The following is a 15,205-nucleotide window of genomic DNA, read 5'->3' on the forward strand; positions in this document are numbered from 1 at the left end:
GCGGTTGCGGCGAACCGGGTGGCACGGAGCGCGCCCCCGGGCAGGCTGCGGAGGGTGCTGACCGTCCCGGCCGACGTGCTGCCCGCCCGGCGCCCGTGGTTCGTTCCGGTGGTGTGGACCGGCTGCCGGCCGACGTCCGGTACGCGGTGCGCACGGCGATCCCCACCGGATAGGCGGGCGGTGCGCCCTCAGCTGCCGTCCGGCACCAACAGCCCGCGCTGGTACCCGGCGGCGACGGCGGAGGCGCGGTCGCGCACCTCGAGCTTGGCGTAGATGTGCAGCAGGTGGGTCTTCACGGTGGCCTCGCTGATGAACAGCTGCCGCGCGGTCTCCCGGTTGGTCGACCCGGCCGCGACCAGCCGCAGCACCTCGAGCTCCCGGGCGCTCAGCGCGTCCTGAGCGGGTGCCCGGACCTGCCCCATCAGCCTGCCCGCGACCGCGGGCGACAGCACGGGCTCGCCCCGGTGCGCGGCGCGCACGGCCCGCAGCAGCTCGTCGCGCGGGGTGTCCTTGAGCAGGTAGCCGGTGGCCCCCGCCTCGATCGCCGGGAGGACGTCGCGGTCGGTGTCGAACGTGGTGAGCACGAGCACCCGCACGCCCGGGGCGGTGCGCCGCAGCTGCGTGATCGCCTCGACCCCTCCCATCGTGGGCATCCGCAGGTCCATCAGCACGACGTCGACCGGCCTCGATCCGGGCCAGCGCCTCGGCGCCGTGCCCGGCCTCGCCCACGACCTCCATGTCGGGCTCGCCGTCGAGCACCCCCCGCAACCCGTCCCGGACGACGGGGTGATCGTCGACGATCAGGACCTTGATCATGCGTGGACCTCCGCCGGGATCGCCGGCACGCTCGCGCTGACCGCCGTGCCCTCGCCCGGCGTGCTCTCCACCGTCAGGCGCCCCGACACCCGGCGCACCCGCTGTTCCATCCCCACCAGTCCGAACCCGGAGCCGTCGTCGGACGGCGGCGTCGCCGACACGGTGAATCCGCAGCCGTCGCCGCGCACATCGAGCACCACCACGTCGTCCATGTAGGACAGGGTGAGGCCGATGCGGGTGGCGGCCGCGTGCTTGCCGACGTTGGCGAGCGACTCCTGGGCCACCCGGAACAGCGTGACCTCCAGATCGGGCAACAGCGGCCGCGGGTCGCCGGTGGTGTCGAGGAGCAGGTCGACGCCCGCCGTCTCGGCCCACGCCTTCGCCATCTCCGCGATCGCCTCGGGCAGCTGTGCGTCCGCGAGCTGCCCGGGGGCGAGCGCGTCGACCGAGCGGCGGGCCTCGGTGAGGCTCTCCCGGGCGAGCGCGGACGCGATGTCCATGTGCCGGCGGCGGGCGTCCGCGTCGTCGTCGACCGCCCCGGCCGCCTCCAGCTGGGTGACGATCCCCGTCAGGCCCTGGGCGATTGTGTCGTGGATCTCCCGCGCCAGCCGCGCGCGCTCGTCGAGCACCCCGGCCTCGCGTGCCTGCGCCAGCAGCCGGACGTGCAGCGCGGCGTTCTCCTCCAGCGTCTCCGACAGCCGACGATTGGCCTCGTTCAGCTCCTCGATGATTTCGCGGCGGCGCACGGACTGCTGCGAGGTGAGGATGCCGAAGTACGTGAAGCCACCCGCGACGACCGCGTTCACGGCCGTGATCCCGACGATCCCGAGGACGCGCCCCGGCGTGACGGTGACGAGTGAGCCGCCCGTCAGCGAATGGGCGACGATCACTGCCGTGGCGATGATCCCGGCCCACCGCCACCGCCCGTGGAGGTAGGTGAACGAGCGCGGGTACGCGGACAGCGCCAGAAACGCGTAGAACGGCGAGAGGTAGGTGAGCACGGCCATGAGCACCAGCTGGCCGGCCATGTAGATCGCGCCCTCGCGCTCCCCCACAGGTCCACAGTCGACCCGCCGTAGCGTGAACCAGTACGCCCAGCCCGCCGTGACCGCCACGAGCGATCCCGTGACGAACCAGTACGACACGGTCGACGGCACCACGAACGGGGTGACGACCGTGCCGGCGGCGAGCCCGGCATAGGGCACGTAGCGGTCGATGAGCGAGTCGAGCCTGCGCTCCCGTTCGTCGAGCGTGTCGGCGAACGGGCTACCCGACCCGCTCATCGCTCCCCCTCACTCCCACCGGAACAACCTAGCGGCCGCCGCCGTCGCCACGAGCGCGATCAGGGCCATCACGGCGAGCTGCAGCGGGGCGGCCCCCGTCGCCCGTCCAGGCGCCTTGGAAGCCCCCGGTGCCGGGAGGGACGAACTCCCCGATCCGGATGATCACGTCCGGCAGCAGGAACTTCGGCAGGTACACGCCGGCGAAGAACTGGGTGAGCATGAAGACGAGCGTGCCGATGCCGGTGGCCACCCTGGCCCGCGGTGCGACGGCGGCGATGAGCAGCCCGAGCGCGAACACCGCCGACGTCCCGCACAGGAACGCCGTCGCGAAGCCGATCGGGTGGCGCGGCGCGGGCACGTCGAAGGCGAGCACGGCCACCGCCACCGTGAGCACGGTGCCGACCACCGCCGTCAGCAGGTTGACCAGCAGTCGCACCACGAGCACCGCGGCGGGGCTCATCGGCGTGGCCGACAGCCTGCAGGATGCCCCGCTCCCGGTAGGTGGCGAGGACGGTGGGCATGTTCTGCACACCGAGCACGGCGATGCTGATGGCGAGCATCGACGGGGCGAAGGCCTCGACGAACGTCGCGCCGCCGAACGCCGGGGACCGCTCGCGGAGCGCGGGGACGGCGCCCAGGCCGGCGAGGATGACCGCGGGCAGGGCGACCCCGAGGGCCACGGCGAGCGGGTCGCGCAGGAACAGGCGGGTCTCGGCCACCGCCAGGGCGCGCAGGCCGCGCCCTCCGGTCGCCTGCCGGGTGCGGGGGGCGGTCATCGTCCGGGTCATCGGTGCTGTCCTCAGTTCTCGGCCGGGCGGCCGGTCAGGGCGACGAACGCGTCGTCGAGGGTGGCCTGCTCCATGCGCAGATCGGCCGGGACGACCTGGTGGCGGGCCAGCGCCGAGGTCACGGCGTGCAACAGCTGGCCGGTGCCGGTGACCTCCACGTGCGGGCCGGTCCGGCGCACCGCCTCGACCTCGGGAAGCGCGGTGAGCAGCGCGTGGTCGAACGGGTGGGACGGGCGGAAGCGCAGCCGCTGGCCACCGCCGGCGCCTGCCACCAGCCCGGCAGGCGTGTCGAGCGCGACCACGCGCCCGCCGTCGATCACGGCGATCCGGTCGCAGAGCCGCTCGGCCTCCTCCATGAAGTGGGTGACGAGCACGACCGTGACGCCGGCGTCGCGGATCTGCTCGATCGCGGCCCAGGTGTCGCGGCGGGCCTGCGGGTCCAGGCCGGTGGTCAGCTCGTCGAGGATCGCGACGCGCGGGTTCCCGACCAGGGCGAGCACGATCGACAGCCGCTGCTTCTGCCCGCCCGACAGCGCGCCGAACGCGGCGTTTCGCTTCGGGCCGAGCCCCCACCGCTCGATCAGCTCGTCCGGGTCGCCGGGGTCGGGATAGAACGACGCGTACAGCCGCACGGCCTCGGCGACCCGCAGCTTCTCCGGCAGCTCGCTGGCCTGCAGCTGCACGCCGAGCACGCGGCGCAGGTCGGTGCGGTCGCGCTGCGGGTCGAGCCCCAGCACGGAGAGGGCCCCGCCGTCGGCGGCGCGCAGGCCCGCGACGCACTCGACGGTGGTGGTCTTGCCCGCGCCGTTCGGGCCGAGGATGCCGAAGATCTCCCCCTCGGCCACGGAGAACGACACGTCCTGGACGGCGACGTGGTCGCGGTACCGCTTGTGCAGCTGGCTCACCTCGATGACGGGCATGGCTCGATCGTGCTGCGCCTCGCGCCCGCGCGAATCGGTCTCGCGGCGGGGCCCGTACCGACCGAGGTGGAGCCGCAGATCCACCGATCGGTTGAGCCGCATCGGGCGACTCGCCTGTCCGTAAGGGGCGACTCACCGGTCCGAACCGGGCGACTCGCGGGCACGTCCGCGAGTCGCCCGTTCCTGACCCGCGAGTCGCCCGTTCCTGACCCGCGAGTCGCCCGGCGGCCGCGCTACCGTCGGGACGTGCCCGAGGGCGACACCGTGTACCTCACCGCCAGACGGCTGCGCGCCGCGCTGGCCGGGCAGCGGCTCGTGCACGGCGAGCTGCGGCACCCCCGCCTCGTCGACCACGACCTGGCCGGCCGCACCGTGCTCGACGTCGCCTCCGTGGGCAAGCACCTCTTCACCCGCTTCGACGACGGCCGCAGCCTGCACAGCCACCTGCGGATGGACGGGTCGTGGCACCTCTACCGGCCCGGGATGTCGTGGCAACGGCCCGCCCACCAGGCCCGCGCGGTGCTCACGACGGCCGAGCGCGTTGCCGTCGGGTTCGCGCTGCACGACCTGGAGCTGCTGCCGACGACGGAGGAGGACCGGCTCGTCGGGCACCTCGGCCCCGACCTCCTCGACCCGGCGTGGGGTCCCGAGCACGCCGCCGAGGCGCTGCGGCGCTTCACCGCGTGGGGGTCGAGTGAGCTCGGCCTGGTGCTGCTCGAGCAGCGGGTGATGGCGGGCGTCGGAAACCTCTACAAGACCGAGGTGTGCTTCCTGCTCGGCCACTCGCCGTGGACGCTTGTGCGGGACGTGCCCGAGCCGGCCGCGGCCATCGGCCTGTCCCGGGACCTGCTGCTGCGCAACGCCGACCGGCCGCACCAGTCCACCACCGGCGAGCTCGGGCGCGGGCGGCAGCACTGGGTGTTCGAGCGCGGTGGGCAACGCTGCCGGCGCTGCGGCACCCGGATCCGCACGGCGGAGCAGGGCAACGGGATCTACGCCCGGATCGCGTACTGGTGCCCGCGGTGCCAGCCCGGCCCGTCGCCCCGCCGCTGACTCTGCGACTCGATCGTGAGTGGAGAACGTCGCCACGGCGACGTTCTCCACTCACGGGCCGTCAGGCGGTTCCGGGCTGCTGCTGCTTGTTCAGCTGCGGCTGCGCGGGCTGCGCAGGCTGGGTGGCCTGGTCGCCCGAGGTGACCTCACCGGCCACCGGGTTGCCGTGCAGCGAAGCACGGATCTGCTCGAGCCGGCTCGCCCCCGCCATGTCCACGGTGGACTGCTGGACCTCGAGCATCCGGCCCTGCACCGAGTTCTGGGCCAGCTCGGCGGAACCGATGGCGTTGGCGTAGCGCCGCTCGATCTTGTCGCGGACCTCCTCGAGCGACGGGGTGTTGCCCGGCGCCGCGAGCTCGCTCATCTGTCGCAGCGATGCCGAGGCCTGCTCCTGCATCTTCGCCTGCTCGAGCTGGCTGAGCAGCTTCGTGCGCTCGGCGATCTTCTGCTGCAGCATCATCGAGTTGCGCTCGACGGCCTGCTTGGCCTGCGTGGCCGCCTGGATCGACTGGTCGTGCAGCGTCTTGAGGTCCTCGACCGACTGCTCGGCGGTGACGAGCTGCGTGGCGAACGCCTGCGCGGACTGCTCGTACTGCTGGGCCTTGGTCTCGTCACCGGCGGCGCGGGCCTGATCGGCGAGCACGAGCGCCTGCCGGGCCGACGACTGCAGCTTCTCGATCTCGCCGAGCTGCCGGTTGAGCTTCATCTCCAGCTGGCGCTGGTTGCCGATCACGGCCGCCGCCTGCTGGGACAGCGCCTGGTGCTGCCGCTGGGCGTCCTCGATGGCCTGCTGGATCTGCACCTTCGGGTCGGCGTACTCGTCGACCTTGGACGAGAACAGCGCCATCATGTACTTCCAGGCCTTCACGAACGGACTGGCCATCTCTTCCGCCTACCTCCGGGTGCCGTGTGCCACCGCCGTCTGGATTACCCGTCGCTCGGACCGGCCGCCGGTGCGTTTCTCGCCCCATCGTGGCACCGGACCGGCGAGGCTTCCACCGCTCGCAGACGATATCGGGGATCTTCCGGAGCACGCGGTCGGGGCGACCCGGAGGTCAGGGCCTCGCCGGGGCCGTTGCCGAGGCGCGCGAGGGCGCCCGCACGGCACCGGCGGACCACCCGTGCCGGTGGTTCAGGCGGCGGCGCAGACCGGCCCGACGGACGCCAGGCCGACGGGCTGGGGAGACGCAGGCTGGGGCGCGACGGGGTGCGCCGCCGGCCCGATCGGGGTGAGCGGCAGCGCGGGGCCGTCGTCCCCGGCACCGGCGAGCCGCAGGTCCATGTGGCGCAGGCCCACGGGGTGGCGCAGGCGGGCCGCGTCGGCGGCGGCGATCGCGTCGGCCGCCATCGCCTCGGCGGCCTCGGAGAGCAGCTCGTGCAGCGCGATGTCCAGCGCCTCGCAGATCGCGGCGAGCAGCTCGCTGGAGGGCTCCTTGCGGCCGCGTTCCACCTCGGACAGGTACCCCAGGCTCACCCTGGCCCGCCGCGACACCTCGCGCAGCGTCCGGCGCCGGGCGGTGCGGGCTCGCCGCAGGCTGCCACCGATCGCCTCTCGCATCAGCACAGCCATCGAAGAACCTCCTCCTCGCCCACCGGCCGGCACCGGTGAGATCACCGTACCGAGAAGCGGCGCCGCGCGTCGCCGGACCGGGCTCCCCGGGCGTACGCCCACGGCGAACACGACCGCTTCAGGGTGACGCGTCGGGCAGCGCCGAGGCCGCCGCCCGCAGGCGCAGCGCGCGCAGGATGTAGTCCAGCCCGGTGCCGACGGTGAGCGCGACGGCCGCCGCGAGCACCGTCCAGCGCAGCGCCGTGATCGCGTCCGCCGCGCCGAGCAGCTCGGTGAGCGGGAGCAGGTAGAGCCCGATGGCCAGGGACTGCACGAGCGTCTTGGCCTTGCCCCCGCGGCTGGCCGGGATGATCCCGTGGCGCAGCACCCAGAACCGCAGGAGGGTGATGCCGACCTCCCGGCCCATGATCACGAGGGTGACCCACCAGCCCAGCAGGCCGATCGCCGAGAGGCCGATCAGCGCGGCGCCGGTGAGCGCCTTGTCGGCGATCGGGTCGGCGATCGTGCCGAACGCGGTGACCAGACCCCGCTTGCGCGCCAGCTCGCCGTCGAACCGATCGGTGATCGCCGCCAGTGCGAAGACCCCGAACGCACCCAGCCGCCAGCCCGTGTCCGTGCCGCCCTCGGCGAGCAGCGCCGCGAGGAACACCGGGACGAGCAGCAGCCGCACCCCGGTGAGCACGTTGGCGATGTTCAGCAGCGGCGGCTGCTCGGCGGAGGCAGAGCTCACCCTGCGTCCCCGGCGCCCACCATCGCCAGGGCGCTGCGCGGTAGCAGCTCCCGCGGGGAGACCACGAGGTCGGCGCCCTCGGTGCCGACGACGACGGCCCGCACGAGGTCACCGACCTCCAGCCCGGAGCCGCGCTCGAACACGCACTCGCCGTCGACCTCGGGGGCCTGGTGGGCGGCCCGGCCGGTGCACTCGAAGTCCTCGTCCTCCGCGGCCTCGACCAGCACCTCGACCTCGGTGCCCACCCGCTCCTCGGCGCGCTGCGCCATCAGCTCGTCGGCAAGGGCGGAGATGCGGGAGACGCGCGCGGCGACGACCTCGGCGGGCAGCTTGCCGTCGTAGCCCGCGGCCTCGGTGCCGTCCTCGTCGGAGTAGCCGAACACGCCGACGGCGTCCAGGCGCGCCCCGATCAGGAACGCCTCCAGCTCGGCGACGTCCTCCTCGGTCTCGCCCGGGAACCCGACGATCACGTTGCTGCGGATGCCGGCCTCGGGCGCGAGCGCGCGGACCCGCTCGCACAGGTCGAGGAAGTCGACACGGGAGCCGAACCGCCGCATCCGTCGCAGCACCGACGCGCTCGCGTGCTGGAAGGACAGGTCGAAGTACGGGGCGACCCCCGGCGTGGTGGCGATGACCTGCAGCAGGTCGGGGCGCATCTCGGCGGGCTGCAGGTAGCTGACCCGGACCCGGTCGATGCCGGGGACGTTCGCCAGCCGCGGCAGCAGCCGCGACAGCGCGCGGGTGCCGCCGGGGAGGTCCTTGCCGTAGGACGTGGAGTTCTCGCTGACCAGCACGATCTCCCGCACGCCCTGCGTGCCCAGCCACGCCGCCTCGGCGACCACGTCGTCCTGCGGCCGTGAGACGAACGCGCCGCGGAAGGAGGGGATGGCACAGAACGCGCAGCGGCGGTCGCAGCCGGAGGCGAGCTTGAGCGGCGCGACCGGGGCGTCGGACAGTCGGGTGCGCGCCAGGTTGGGCACCCATGCGTGCCCCGGGACCGCGACGTCGGCTGCGGCGGCGGGGCGCTCGACGGGCGAGATCGGCAGCAGCGTGCGCCGGTCGACCGGGACGTGCGGGGCGGGTGCGTGCCCCCCGATGACGTCGCCGAGGCGCTCGGCGAGCTCGGGGTAGGCGTCGAAGCCGAGCACCGCGTCGGCCTCGGGGAGGCTCTCGGCCAGCTCGGCGCCGTAGCGCTCGGCGAGACAGCCGACCGCGACGACCTTGGCGCCGTTCTCCCTGGCCACGTCCGACGCGGCCAGCAGCGTGTCGATCGAGTCCTTCTTGGCCTGCTCGACGAACCCGCAGGTGTTGACGACGATCACGTCGGCCTCGGAATCGGCCTCCACCAACTCCCAGCCGCTGCCGGTCAGCCGGCCGGCCAGCTCCTCGGAGTCGACCTCGTTGCGGGCACAACCCAAGGTCAACAGGGCGGCGCGCCGCGGGGCCTCCGTGGAGGGGGCGGGGGGATGGAGCGATTCCGACACGGGGCCCAGGGTATCTGTCCGGCTGTGGTGTACTCCCCGGCGTGGCAACGGTGGCCGTCCGGCGGGCCCGCACCGCCGACGTCGTGACGATCAAGGACCTCGTCGACGAGTACGCGGGGCGCGTGCTGCTCGCGAAGGAGATCGTCACCCTGTACGAGGCCGTGCCGGAGTTCCTCGTCGCCGAGCTGGACGGCGAGGTCGTCGGCTGCGGCGCACTGCACGTGCTGTGGGAGGACCTCGGCGAGATCCGCACCGTCGCCGTGCATCCGCGCGCCGTCGGGCGCGGGGTGGGGCACGCGCTCGTCGGCGCGCTGATCGACGGCGCCCGCGAGCTGGGCCTGCGCCGGCTGTTCGTGCTGACGTTCGAGAAGCAGTTCTTCGCCCGGCACGGGTTCGCCGAGATCGACGGCACCCCTGTGGAGCCGGATGTGTTCGCCGCGATGCTGCGCTCCTACGACGCGGGCGTTGCGGAGTTCCTCGATCTCGCCCACGTGAAGCCCAACACCCTCGGCAACGTGCGGATGCTGCTGCAGCTGTAGGGCCGCCGGATCGGCTTGCAGCAAAGCCACTTTCACGCAACGACGTTGCAGGAAAGTGGCTTTGCTGCAGCGGGCCCGGCAGCGCGCGTAGCCTGCGCCCATGGCCGCGCCGGTGGTCGACGCTCGCGACGTCCCCGTCCCCGGGGAGCCTCGGCTGCGCGGGCGCCTCCCGGCCACCCCGCTGCTCCCGTACGTCAGCGCCTACACCGGCTACCGGCTCGAGGCGGCTCCGCCGTCGGTCCACCAGGGCGTCGCCTCGCCGCACCTGACGTTCCTGCTGTGCCTCGACGGCGCGGTCGAGATCCTGTCCAACGCGGATCCGCACAAGCCACCCGGCACGTTCGTCGCGATGGTCGGCGGGCTGCACGACGCCCCGGCCCGGATCGCCCAGGGCGACCGTCAGACCGGGCTGCAGCTGCGGCTGACCTGGCGCGGCGCGCGGGCCCTGCTCGGGGTGCCGGCCGCGGAGCTCGCCGGCGACACCGTCGACCTGGCCGCCCTGCTCGGGCCTCGCACCGGCCCGCTGCTCGACCGGCTGGCCAGCGCACCCGGGTGGGCGGAGCGCTTCGCCCTGCTGGACGCGGAGCTGACGGCCCTGGCCGCGGCCGGGCGCGGCGAGCGCGGGGTGCTGCCCGAGGTCGGGTACGCCTGGGACCGGCTCGAGGAGACCGGCGGCAACCTGCGGATCACCGAGCTGGCGCACGAGGTCGGCTGGAGCCGTCGGCACCTGGGTGAGAAGTTCCGCGCCGAGACGGGCCTGAGCCCGAAGGCGGCGGCACGCCTCATCCGCTTCGAGCGGGCCTGCGACCGGCTACGGAGCCCCCAGCGGCCCTCGCTCGCCGAGGTGGCCGCCGACGCGGGCTACGTCGACCAGCCGCACCTGTCCCGCGACTTCCGCGACCTCGCCGGCATCCCCGCCACCGCCTGGCTCGCCGAGCGCACCGGGTCCTGACCGCCACCCGCGCGAACGCTCCCGAACCCTCATCCGGCCGGCCGGGGCCGCCACCCTGGCCGGTCGGTCAGACGGTGAGGTGTTCGACCGTGGGGGGCCACGGTGCCGAAGAGATCGGCGATGGTGGTCAAGCTTCCTGCCTGGAGGGTGGCGGCGGGCACGGTGCTGCCGTCGGGTGCCACCAGGGAGCGGGTGGCGGTCGCTTCGGCGACGACGGTGGGCCGGTAGCCCACATTGAAGGCGCCCTGGGCGGTGAAGGTGACGCACATGTGGGTCATGAACCCGGCCAGCACCAGGTCGGGTCCGGCATCCAGGTCACGCAGGGCCTGCTCCAGCTCGGTGCGGTGGAAGGAGTCGGGGAACTGCTTCACCACGGCCGGCTCGCCGTCGGCAGGCGCCACCTCGGGGCTGATGGCGCCGATCTCGGCGCGGATGTCGTAAGGGGTGCCCTCGCCCCCATCGTTGATGATGTGGATGACCGGTGTGCCGACCGAGCGGGCGGCGGCGAGCAGGCGGGCCCCGGCGGCCAGGGCGGGCTCCGCGCCGTCGAGGGCCATGACGCCCGTGCGGTAGGTGTTCTGGAAATCGATCATGATCAAGGTGGTCTCGCTGAGGCGGGGCAGCGTGTTGTCGAGGCCGATGACGTCACGCAGGCTCACGGAGGCATCCATGGGTGGAAGGTTCCTGTCGGATGGGAAACAGGCACGGCGAGGCCGCAGTTGCCGGGGGCTCACAGGCCAGAGGGGTCAGGAAACGGTGCGGAAGCGGCGGCGATAGGAGGCCGGGGTGGTACTGATCTGTTTGCGGAAGGCGCGGTGCAGTGTTTCCACCGAGCCCATCCCGACAGTTGCCGCGATCTGCTCCAGTGGCTGGTCGGTGGTCTCCAGCAGGCGGCGGGCTGCTTCGACGCGGGCGGCTTCCACGTAGGCGGCCGGGCTGGTGCCGGTCTCCTGGCGGAAGACCCGGGCGAAATGGCGCTCGCTCAGGCACATGCGCCCGGCCAGCACAGGCACTGAGAGATCGTCGTCGAGGTGCTCGGTGACGAACACGCGCAGCTCGTCGATGTCCCTGCGGGCCGAGGCGGGCCGGCTCAGCGGCACGCTGAACTGGCTCTGGCCGCCCTGCCGCCTGAGGTACATCACCAGCTGCCGGGCCACGGCCAGGGCCGGCTCCTCGCCGTGGTCCTCGGCCACCAGGGCGAGCGCCAGATCGATGCAGGTGCTGATGCCCGCGCCGGTCCACACCCGGCCGGAGCGGACGAAGATCGGGTCGGCATCGACCCCCACCTGCGGGTGCTCCGCCGCGAGCTGCGCAGCGGTCGACCAGTGCGTGGTCGCCCGCCGCCCGTCCAGCAGCCCGGCCGCCGCGAGCAGGTGCGCGCCCACACATACCGACGCGATCCGCCGCGCGTGGGGCGCCGTGGTTTCGACCCACTTCACCACGGTGTCGTCGACCCGGGCCACCGGGCCGTCCGGGTGCAGGTCCACCGCGCCGGGCACGAGCAGTGTGTCCACTGCCGCGCCCACGTCGGCGAAGGCCAGGTCCGCCATCAGGCGCACTCCGGCCGACGTGACGACCGGGCCTGCGTCGGGGCCTGCCAGGCGGACCTCGTAGGCCGCCCGGCCACCGCTCTCCCGGTTGGCCAGGGCGAAGACCTCGGCCGGACCGGTGACGTCGAGCAGGTCGACATCCGGGAAGACCGCGATGACGACACGGTGGGGGGTGGGCACGCCTCCATCGTCACGGCGACACCTCATGGCGGCAATGACGGCTCTCTGTCACATCCGGCCGTTCAACCGGCTTCGTCGTGTCGCGAGCTCGGACGAACTCACCTCCCCGCTGTCGCCGACCTGCTGCGACAGGCCGGCGCACGCGGGCCGTCAGCCCTGCAGGACGCCCTGCACGTCGAGGGTGATCTCGATCGTCGACCCGACGACCGGCACGCCGCGCGACAGCATCTGCTGCCAGTTGACCGTGAAGCTCGGCGATGCGGATCCGCCCGGCGTTGTTGATCAAGACATCGAGCCGGTCGCACCGGCCTCCGACTTCCTCGGCGATCCTGCGCAGGTCAGCCTGCCGGGTCACGTCCGCGGTGAGCGCATCCACCTCGCGTGCGCCCGGCTCCCTTCGCAGCTCGGCGGCCGCTGCTGCCGCACGCTCCGGGTCGCGACCCACGAGGACGACATCGAGCGTTCGGACGGCGCGTTGGACGCGTTCACCGCGGATCTGATCACCCACGCCGCGGTCGCCGCCCTGGACACGGTGTCGCGGGAGTGGCTGCGCACGGGCGGCCGCGCCGATCGATCCCGGCTGCTCGACCGGGCGTTCGCCGCGCTGCGCCCTGCCTCGGCCACCGGCCCGTCCACCCGGCCCGGCCCGGACCACTGACCGCAACGCCGCCGAACCGGGCGCGCTCGGCCGCTCAGCCCTCGTCGTCGCCGTCCGGCTCGGGCCCACCGCCCCCGCGGATGAGCCAGAGCACGCTCTCCAGCTCATCGGGCTTGATCAGCACGTCGCGCGCCTTCGACCCCTCCGACGGCCCGACGATGCCGCGCGTCTCGAGCAGGTCCATCAGCCTGCCGGCCTTCGCGAACCCGACGCGCAGCTTGCGCTGGAGCATCGACGTGGACCCGAACTGCGACGTGACGACCAGCTCGGCCGCCTGCAGCAGCACGTCGAGGTCGTCGCCGATGTCCGGGTCGATCTCCTTGGCCTCGCCCTGCTTCTGGACCGTGACGCCTTCGGTGTAGGTCGGCTCGGCCTGCTCCTTGGTGAAGGAGACGACCTGGGAGATCTCGTCGTCGCCGACGAACGCCCCCTGCATGCGGACCGGCTTGCCCGCCCCCATCGGCAGGTAGAGCCCGTCGCCCATGCCGATCAGCTTCTCGGCGCCGGGCTGGTCGAGGATGACCCGCGAGTCGGTGAGCGACGACGTCGCGAACGCCAGCCGCGACGGGACGTTCGTCTTGATCAGGCCCGTCACCACGTCCACGGACGGGCGCTGGGTGGCGAGCACGAGGTGGATGCCGGCCGCGCGGGCCTTCTGCGTGATCCGCACGACCGCGTCCTCCACGTCGCGCGGTGCGGTCATCATCAGGTCGGCGAGCTCGTCGACGATGCACAGTATGTACGGGTACGGCCGGTACTCGCGCTCGCTCCCCGGCGGAGTGGTGATCTCCCCCGAGCGCACCTTGCGGTTGAAGTCGTCGACGTGGCGCACCCGGTTGGCCTGCATGTCCTGGTAGCGCTGCTCCATCTCCTCGACCAGCCACGCGAGCGCCGACGCGGCCTTCTTGGGCTGCGTGATGATCGGCGTGATGAGGTGCGGGATGCCCTCGTACGGGGTGAGCTCCACCATCTTCGGGTCGATGAGGATCATCCGGACCTCGTCGGGCGTGGCGCGCGACAGCAGCGACACCAGCATCGAGTTGACGAAGCTCGACTTACCGGAACCGGTGGAGCCCGCCACCAGCAGATGCGGCATCTTCGCCAGGTTGGCGACGAGGAAGTGCCCTTCGATGTCCTTGCCGAGCCCGATCACGAGGGGGTGCTGCTCGGTGCGGGCGGCGTTCGAGCGCAGCACGTCGCCGAGCCGCACCATCTCGCGGTCGGTGTTGGGCACCTCGATGCCGACTGCCGACTTGCCCGGGATGGGCGCGAGCAGCCGCACGTTGTCGGTGGCGACGGCGTAGGAGATGTTGCGCTGCAGCTGGGTGATCTTCTCGACCTTCACGGCCGGGCCCAGCTCGATCTCGTAGCGCGTGACGGTCGGACCTCGGGTGAAGCCGGTGACCTGCGCGTCCACGTTGAACTGCTCGAGCACGCCGCTGATCGACTCGATCATCGCGTCGTTGGCGCGGCTGCGGGTCTTCGGCGCGGGCCCGGTGGGCAGCAGGTCGCTGGGCGGGAGCTTGTAGGGCGTGTCGCCATCGCGTTCCTGCACGGTGAGGCGCAGCTGCTCGCCGACGGCGCCCTCCGGCTCCGGTTCGGCCGGCGGGGTGGCGGGCACCGGGGCCGCGGGCTTGCGCGGCTTGCGCGCGGGCGCGTCTGCGGGGGGCGCCTCAGCCGCCGCTCCGTCCGGCTGCTCGGCAGGGACCTCGTCGAGGCCGTCCCGGTAGACGTCCGCCACGCGCGAGGCCTGCCGGCGGCGCGACGGCCGGCGCAGTGCGGTCGGCGGCGAGTCGGTGATCGGGTCCTCGGCGGGCGCCGCGGCGTCCGCGGGGTCGCCCTCGGCCTCCGGGACGGGACGGCCGGCGAGCCTGCGGAACCGGTTGGGCAGCTGCCGCACCGGCGTGCCGGTGAGCACGAGGAACGCGTAGAACGACAGGAGCACCAGCACGGGCACCGCCACCCACGGCGTCAGCCCGCTGGCGAGCGGGGTGGCGGCGAGATAGCCGAGCGCTCCGCCGCCGGTGTACCAGAGCGCGGGCTCGTCCGGTGAGCCCGCGACGAGGTGAACGATCCCGAGCACGCCGAGCAGGAGCAGCAGCGACCCGACGGCCACCCGGGGCCGCGCCTCCGGGTGCGCCTGCGTGGCCATCAGCGCGATGCCGACCACCAGCAGCAGCACCGGCAGCACCACGGCGCCGAGCCCGATCACCGCACCGACGGCGCCGGAGATCCACTGCCCGACCGGTCCGCCGGCCTCCCACCAGATCCCGGCCGCGCTGACGACGGCGAGGACGAGGAACGCCACACCGAGGCCGTCGCGGCGGTGGGCGGGGTCGAGCTCGCGCGTGCGCCCGACGGCGCGGCCCACCGACTTGCCGAGCCTGCCGATGCCGCGCCCGACGCCGTCGATCCCCTTGTCGAGCAGGTCCGGGTTGCGCTGCGGCGGCGACTTCCGCGCGGCGGGGCGGCGGGCGCTCGACGACTTGCGGGCCGTGGAGCCGGCCGCGGGCTTGCGACCGGTTCCACGGGGGGACCGCGACGTACTGCCCTTGCTGTTCGCTGTCGTCCCGCGTCCTGCCATGCGTCACACGGTATCGGGCACGGGCGATCCACTCGGACTCCGACGCACCCCGGCCGCGGTGGCCGGGGGCCGACCGAACTGCAGCAAAGCCACTTTCC

General features: G+C 73.4%; 14 protein-coding genes and 1 pseudogene. 3 read left to right on the top strand and 12 right to left on the bottom strand.

Annotation, left to right across the window (positions count from 1 at the left end; all coding sequences use genetic code 11):
• Positions 1 to 188 precede the first annotated feature (188 nt).
• The 4 genes and pseudogenes from KME75_RS11315 to KME75_RS11330 all read right to left on the bottom strand — a co-directional run bounded on the left by KME75_RS11315 (position 189) and on the right by KME75_RS11330 (position 3,807).
• Positions 189 to 816 (bottom strand): annotated as a pseudogene (locus tag KME75_RS11315) (response regulator).
• Positions 813 to 2,099: a sensor histidine kinase gene (locus tag KME75_RS11320; RefSeq protein ID WP_219414556.1), complete on the bottom strand. Its 1,287-nt coding sequence runs from the start codon at positions 2,097 to 2,099 to the stop codon at positions 813 to 815. Before KME75_RS11320 ends, KME75_RS11315 begins: the two are co-directional and overlap by 4 nt.
• A 28-nt stretch (positions 2,100 to 2,127) precedes the next feature.
• Positions 2,128 to 2,631, bottom strand: coding sequence for an ABC transporter permease (locus KME75_RS11325; protein ID WP_308282697.1), 504 nt, complete (start codon positions 2,629 to 2,631; stop codon positions 2,128 to 2,130).
• A gap of 267 nt (positions 2,632 to 2,898) precedes the next feature.
• A complete protein-coding gene (locus KME75_RS11330) occupies positions 2,899 to 3,807 on the bottom strand; it encodes an ABC transporter ATP-binding protein (protein ID WP_219414558.1) in 909 nt (302 codons plus the stop codon).
• Between the two features lie 246 nt (positions 3,808 to 4,053).
• On the opposite strand from KME75_RS11330, the gene KME75_RS11335 reads away from it, so the two are divergent.
• Positions 4,054 to 4,860 carry an Fpg/Nei family DNA glycosylase gene (locus KME75_RS11335; protein WP_219414559.1) on the top strand — a complete coding sequence of 269 codons (807 nt, stop codon included), beginning with the start codon at positions 4,054 to 4,056 and terminating at the stop codon, positions 4,858 to 4,860.
• Between the two features lie 61 nt (positions 4,861 to 4,921).
• Here the strand turns inward: KME75_RS11335 and KME75_RS11340 are convergent, their stop codons facing one another.
• The 4 genes from KME75_RS11340 to rimO form a co-directional block, all read right to left on the bottom strand.
• Positions 4,922 to 5,743: a PspA/IM30 family protein gene (locus KME75_RS11340; protein WP_219414560.1), complete on the bottom strand. Its 822-nt coding sequence runs from the start codon at positions 5,741 to 5,743 to the stop codon at positions 4,922 to 4,924.
• Between the two features lie 249 nt (positions 5,744 to 5,992).
• Positions 5,993 to 6,430: a helix-turn-helix domain-containing protein gene (locus tag KME75_RS11345; RefSeq protein ID WP_219414561.1), complete on the bottom strand. Its 438-nt coding sequence runs from the start codon at positions 6,428 to 6,430 to the stop codon at positions 5,993 to 5,995.
• Positions 6,431 to 6,548: 118 nt separating this feature from the next.
• Positions 6,549 to 7,160, bottom strand: coding sequence for a CDP-alcohol phosphatidyltransferase family protein (locus KME75_RS11350; RefSeq protein ID WP_219414562.1), 612 nt, complete (start codon positions 7,158 to 7,160; stop codon positions 6,549 to 6,551).
• The gene (gene rimO, locus KME75_RS11355; protein ID WP_219414563.1) at positions 7,157 to 8,644 is read right to left on the bottom strand and encodes a 30S ribosomal protein S12 methylthiotransferase RimO; all 1,488 of its coding nucleotides are present in this window, start codon (positions 8,642 to 8,644) and stop codon (positions 7,157 to 7,159) included. The genes KME75_RS11350 and rimO overlap by 4 nt, the downstream gene beginning before the upstream one ends.
• A 41-nt stretch (positions 8,645 to 8,685) precedes the next feature.
• On the opposite strand from rimO, the gene KME75_RS11360 reads away from it, so the two are divergent.
• Positions 8,686 to 9,183: an amino-acid N-acetyltransferase gene (locus KME75_RS11360; protein WP_219414564.1), complete on the top strand. Its 498-nt coding sequence runs from the start codon at positions 8,686 to 8,688 to the stop codon at positions 9,181 to 9,183.
• Positions 9,184 to 9,283: 100 nt separating this feature from the next.
• Positions 9,284 to 10,135: a helix-turn-helix domain-containing protein gene (locus KME75_RS11365; RefSeq protein ID WP_219414565.1), complete on the top strand. Its 852-nt coding sequence runs from the start codon at positions 9,284 to 9,286 to the stop codon at positions 10,133 to 10,135.
• A 29-nt stretch (positions 10,136 to 10,164) separates the two neighbouring features.
• On the opposite strand, the gene KME75_RS11370 is transcribed toward KME75_RS11365, so the two are convergent.
• From KME75_RS11370 to KME75_RS11385, 4 genes are all read right to left on the bottom strand, one after another.
• Positions 10,165 to 10,794 (bottom strand): isochorismatase family protein, encoded by a 630-nt coding sequence (locus KME75_RS11370; protein ID WP_308282698.1) that lies wholly within the window; start codon positions 10,792 to 10,794, stop codon positions 10,165 to 10,167.
• A gap of 87 nt (positions 10,795 to 10,881) precedes the next feature.
• Positions 10,882 to 11,865, bottom strand: coding sequence for a GlxA family transcriptional regulator (locus KME75_RS11375; protein WP_308282699.1), 984 nt, complete (start codon positions 11,863 to 11,865; stop codon positions 10,882 to 10,884).
• Between the two features lie 10 nt (positions 11,866 to 11,875).
• Positions 11,876 to 12,631: an SDR family NAD(P)-dependent oxidoreductase gene (locus tag KME75_RS11380; RefSeq protein WP_246631888.1), complete on the bottom strand. Its 756-nt coding sequence runs from the start codon at positions 12,629 to 12,631 to the stop codon at positions 11,876 to 11,878.
• The gene (locus KME75_RS11385) at positions 12,558 to 15,107 is read right to left on the bottom strand and encodes a DNA translocase FtsK (RefSeq protein ID WP_219414568.1); all 2,550 of its coding nucleotides are present in this window, start codon (positions 15,105 to 15,107) and stop codon (positions 12,558 to 12,560) included. Before KME75_RS11385 ends, KME75_RS11380 begins: the two co-directional genes overlap by 74 nt.
• Between the last annotated feature and the right edge of the window lie 98 nt (positions 15,108 to 15,205).

This window comes from Pseudonocardia nigra, assembly GCF_019396355.1.
Lineage (GTDB): Bacteria > Actinomycetota > Actinomycetes > Mycobacteriales > Pseudonocardiaceae > Pseudonocardia > Pseudonocardia nigra.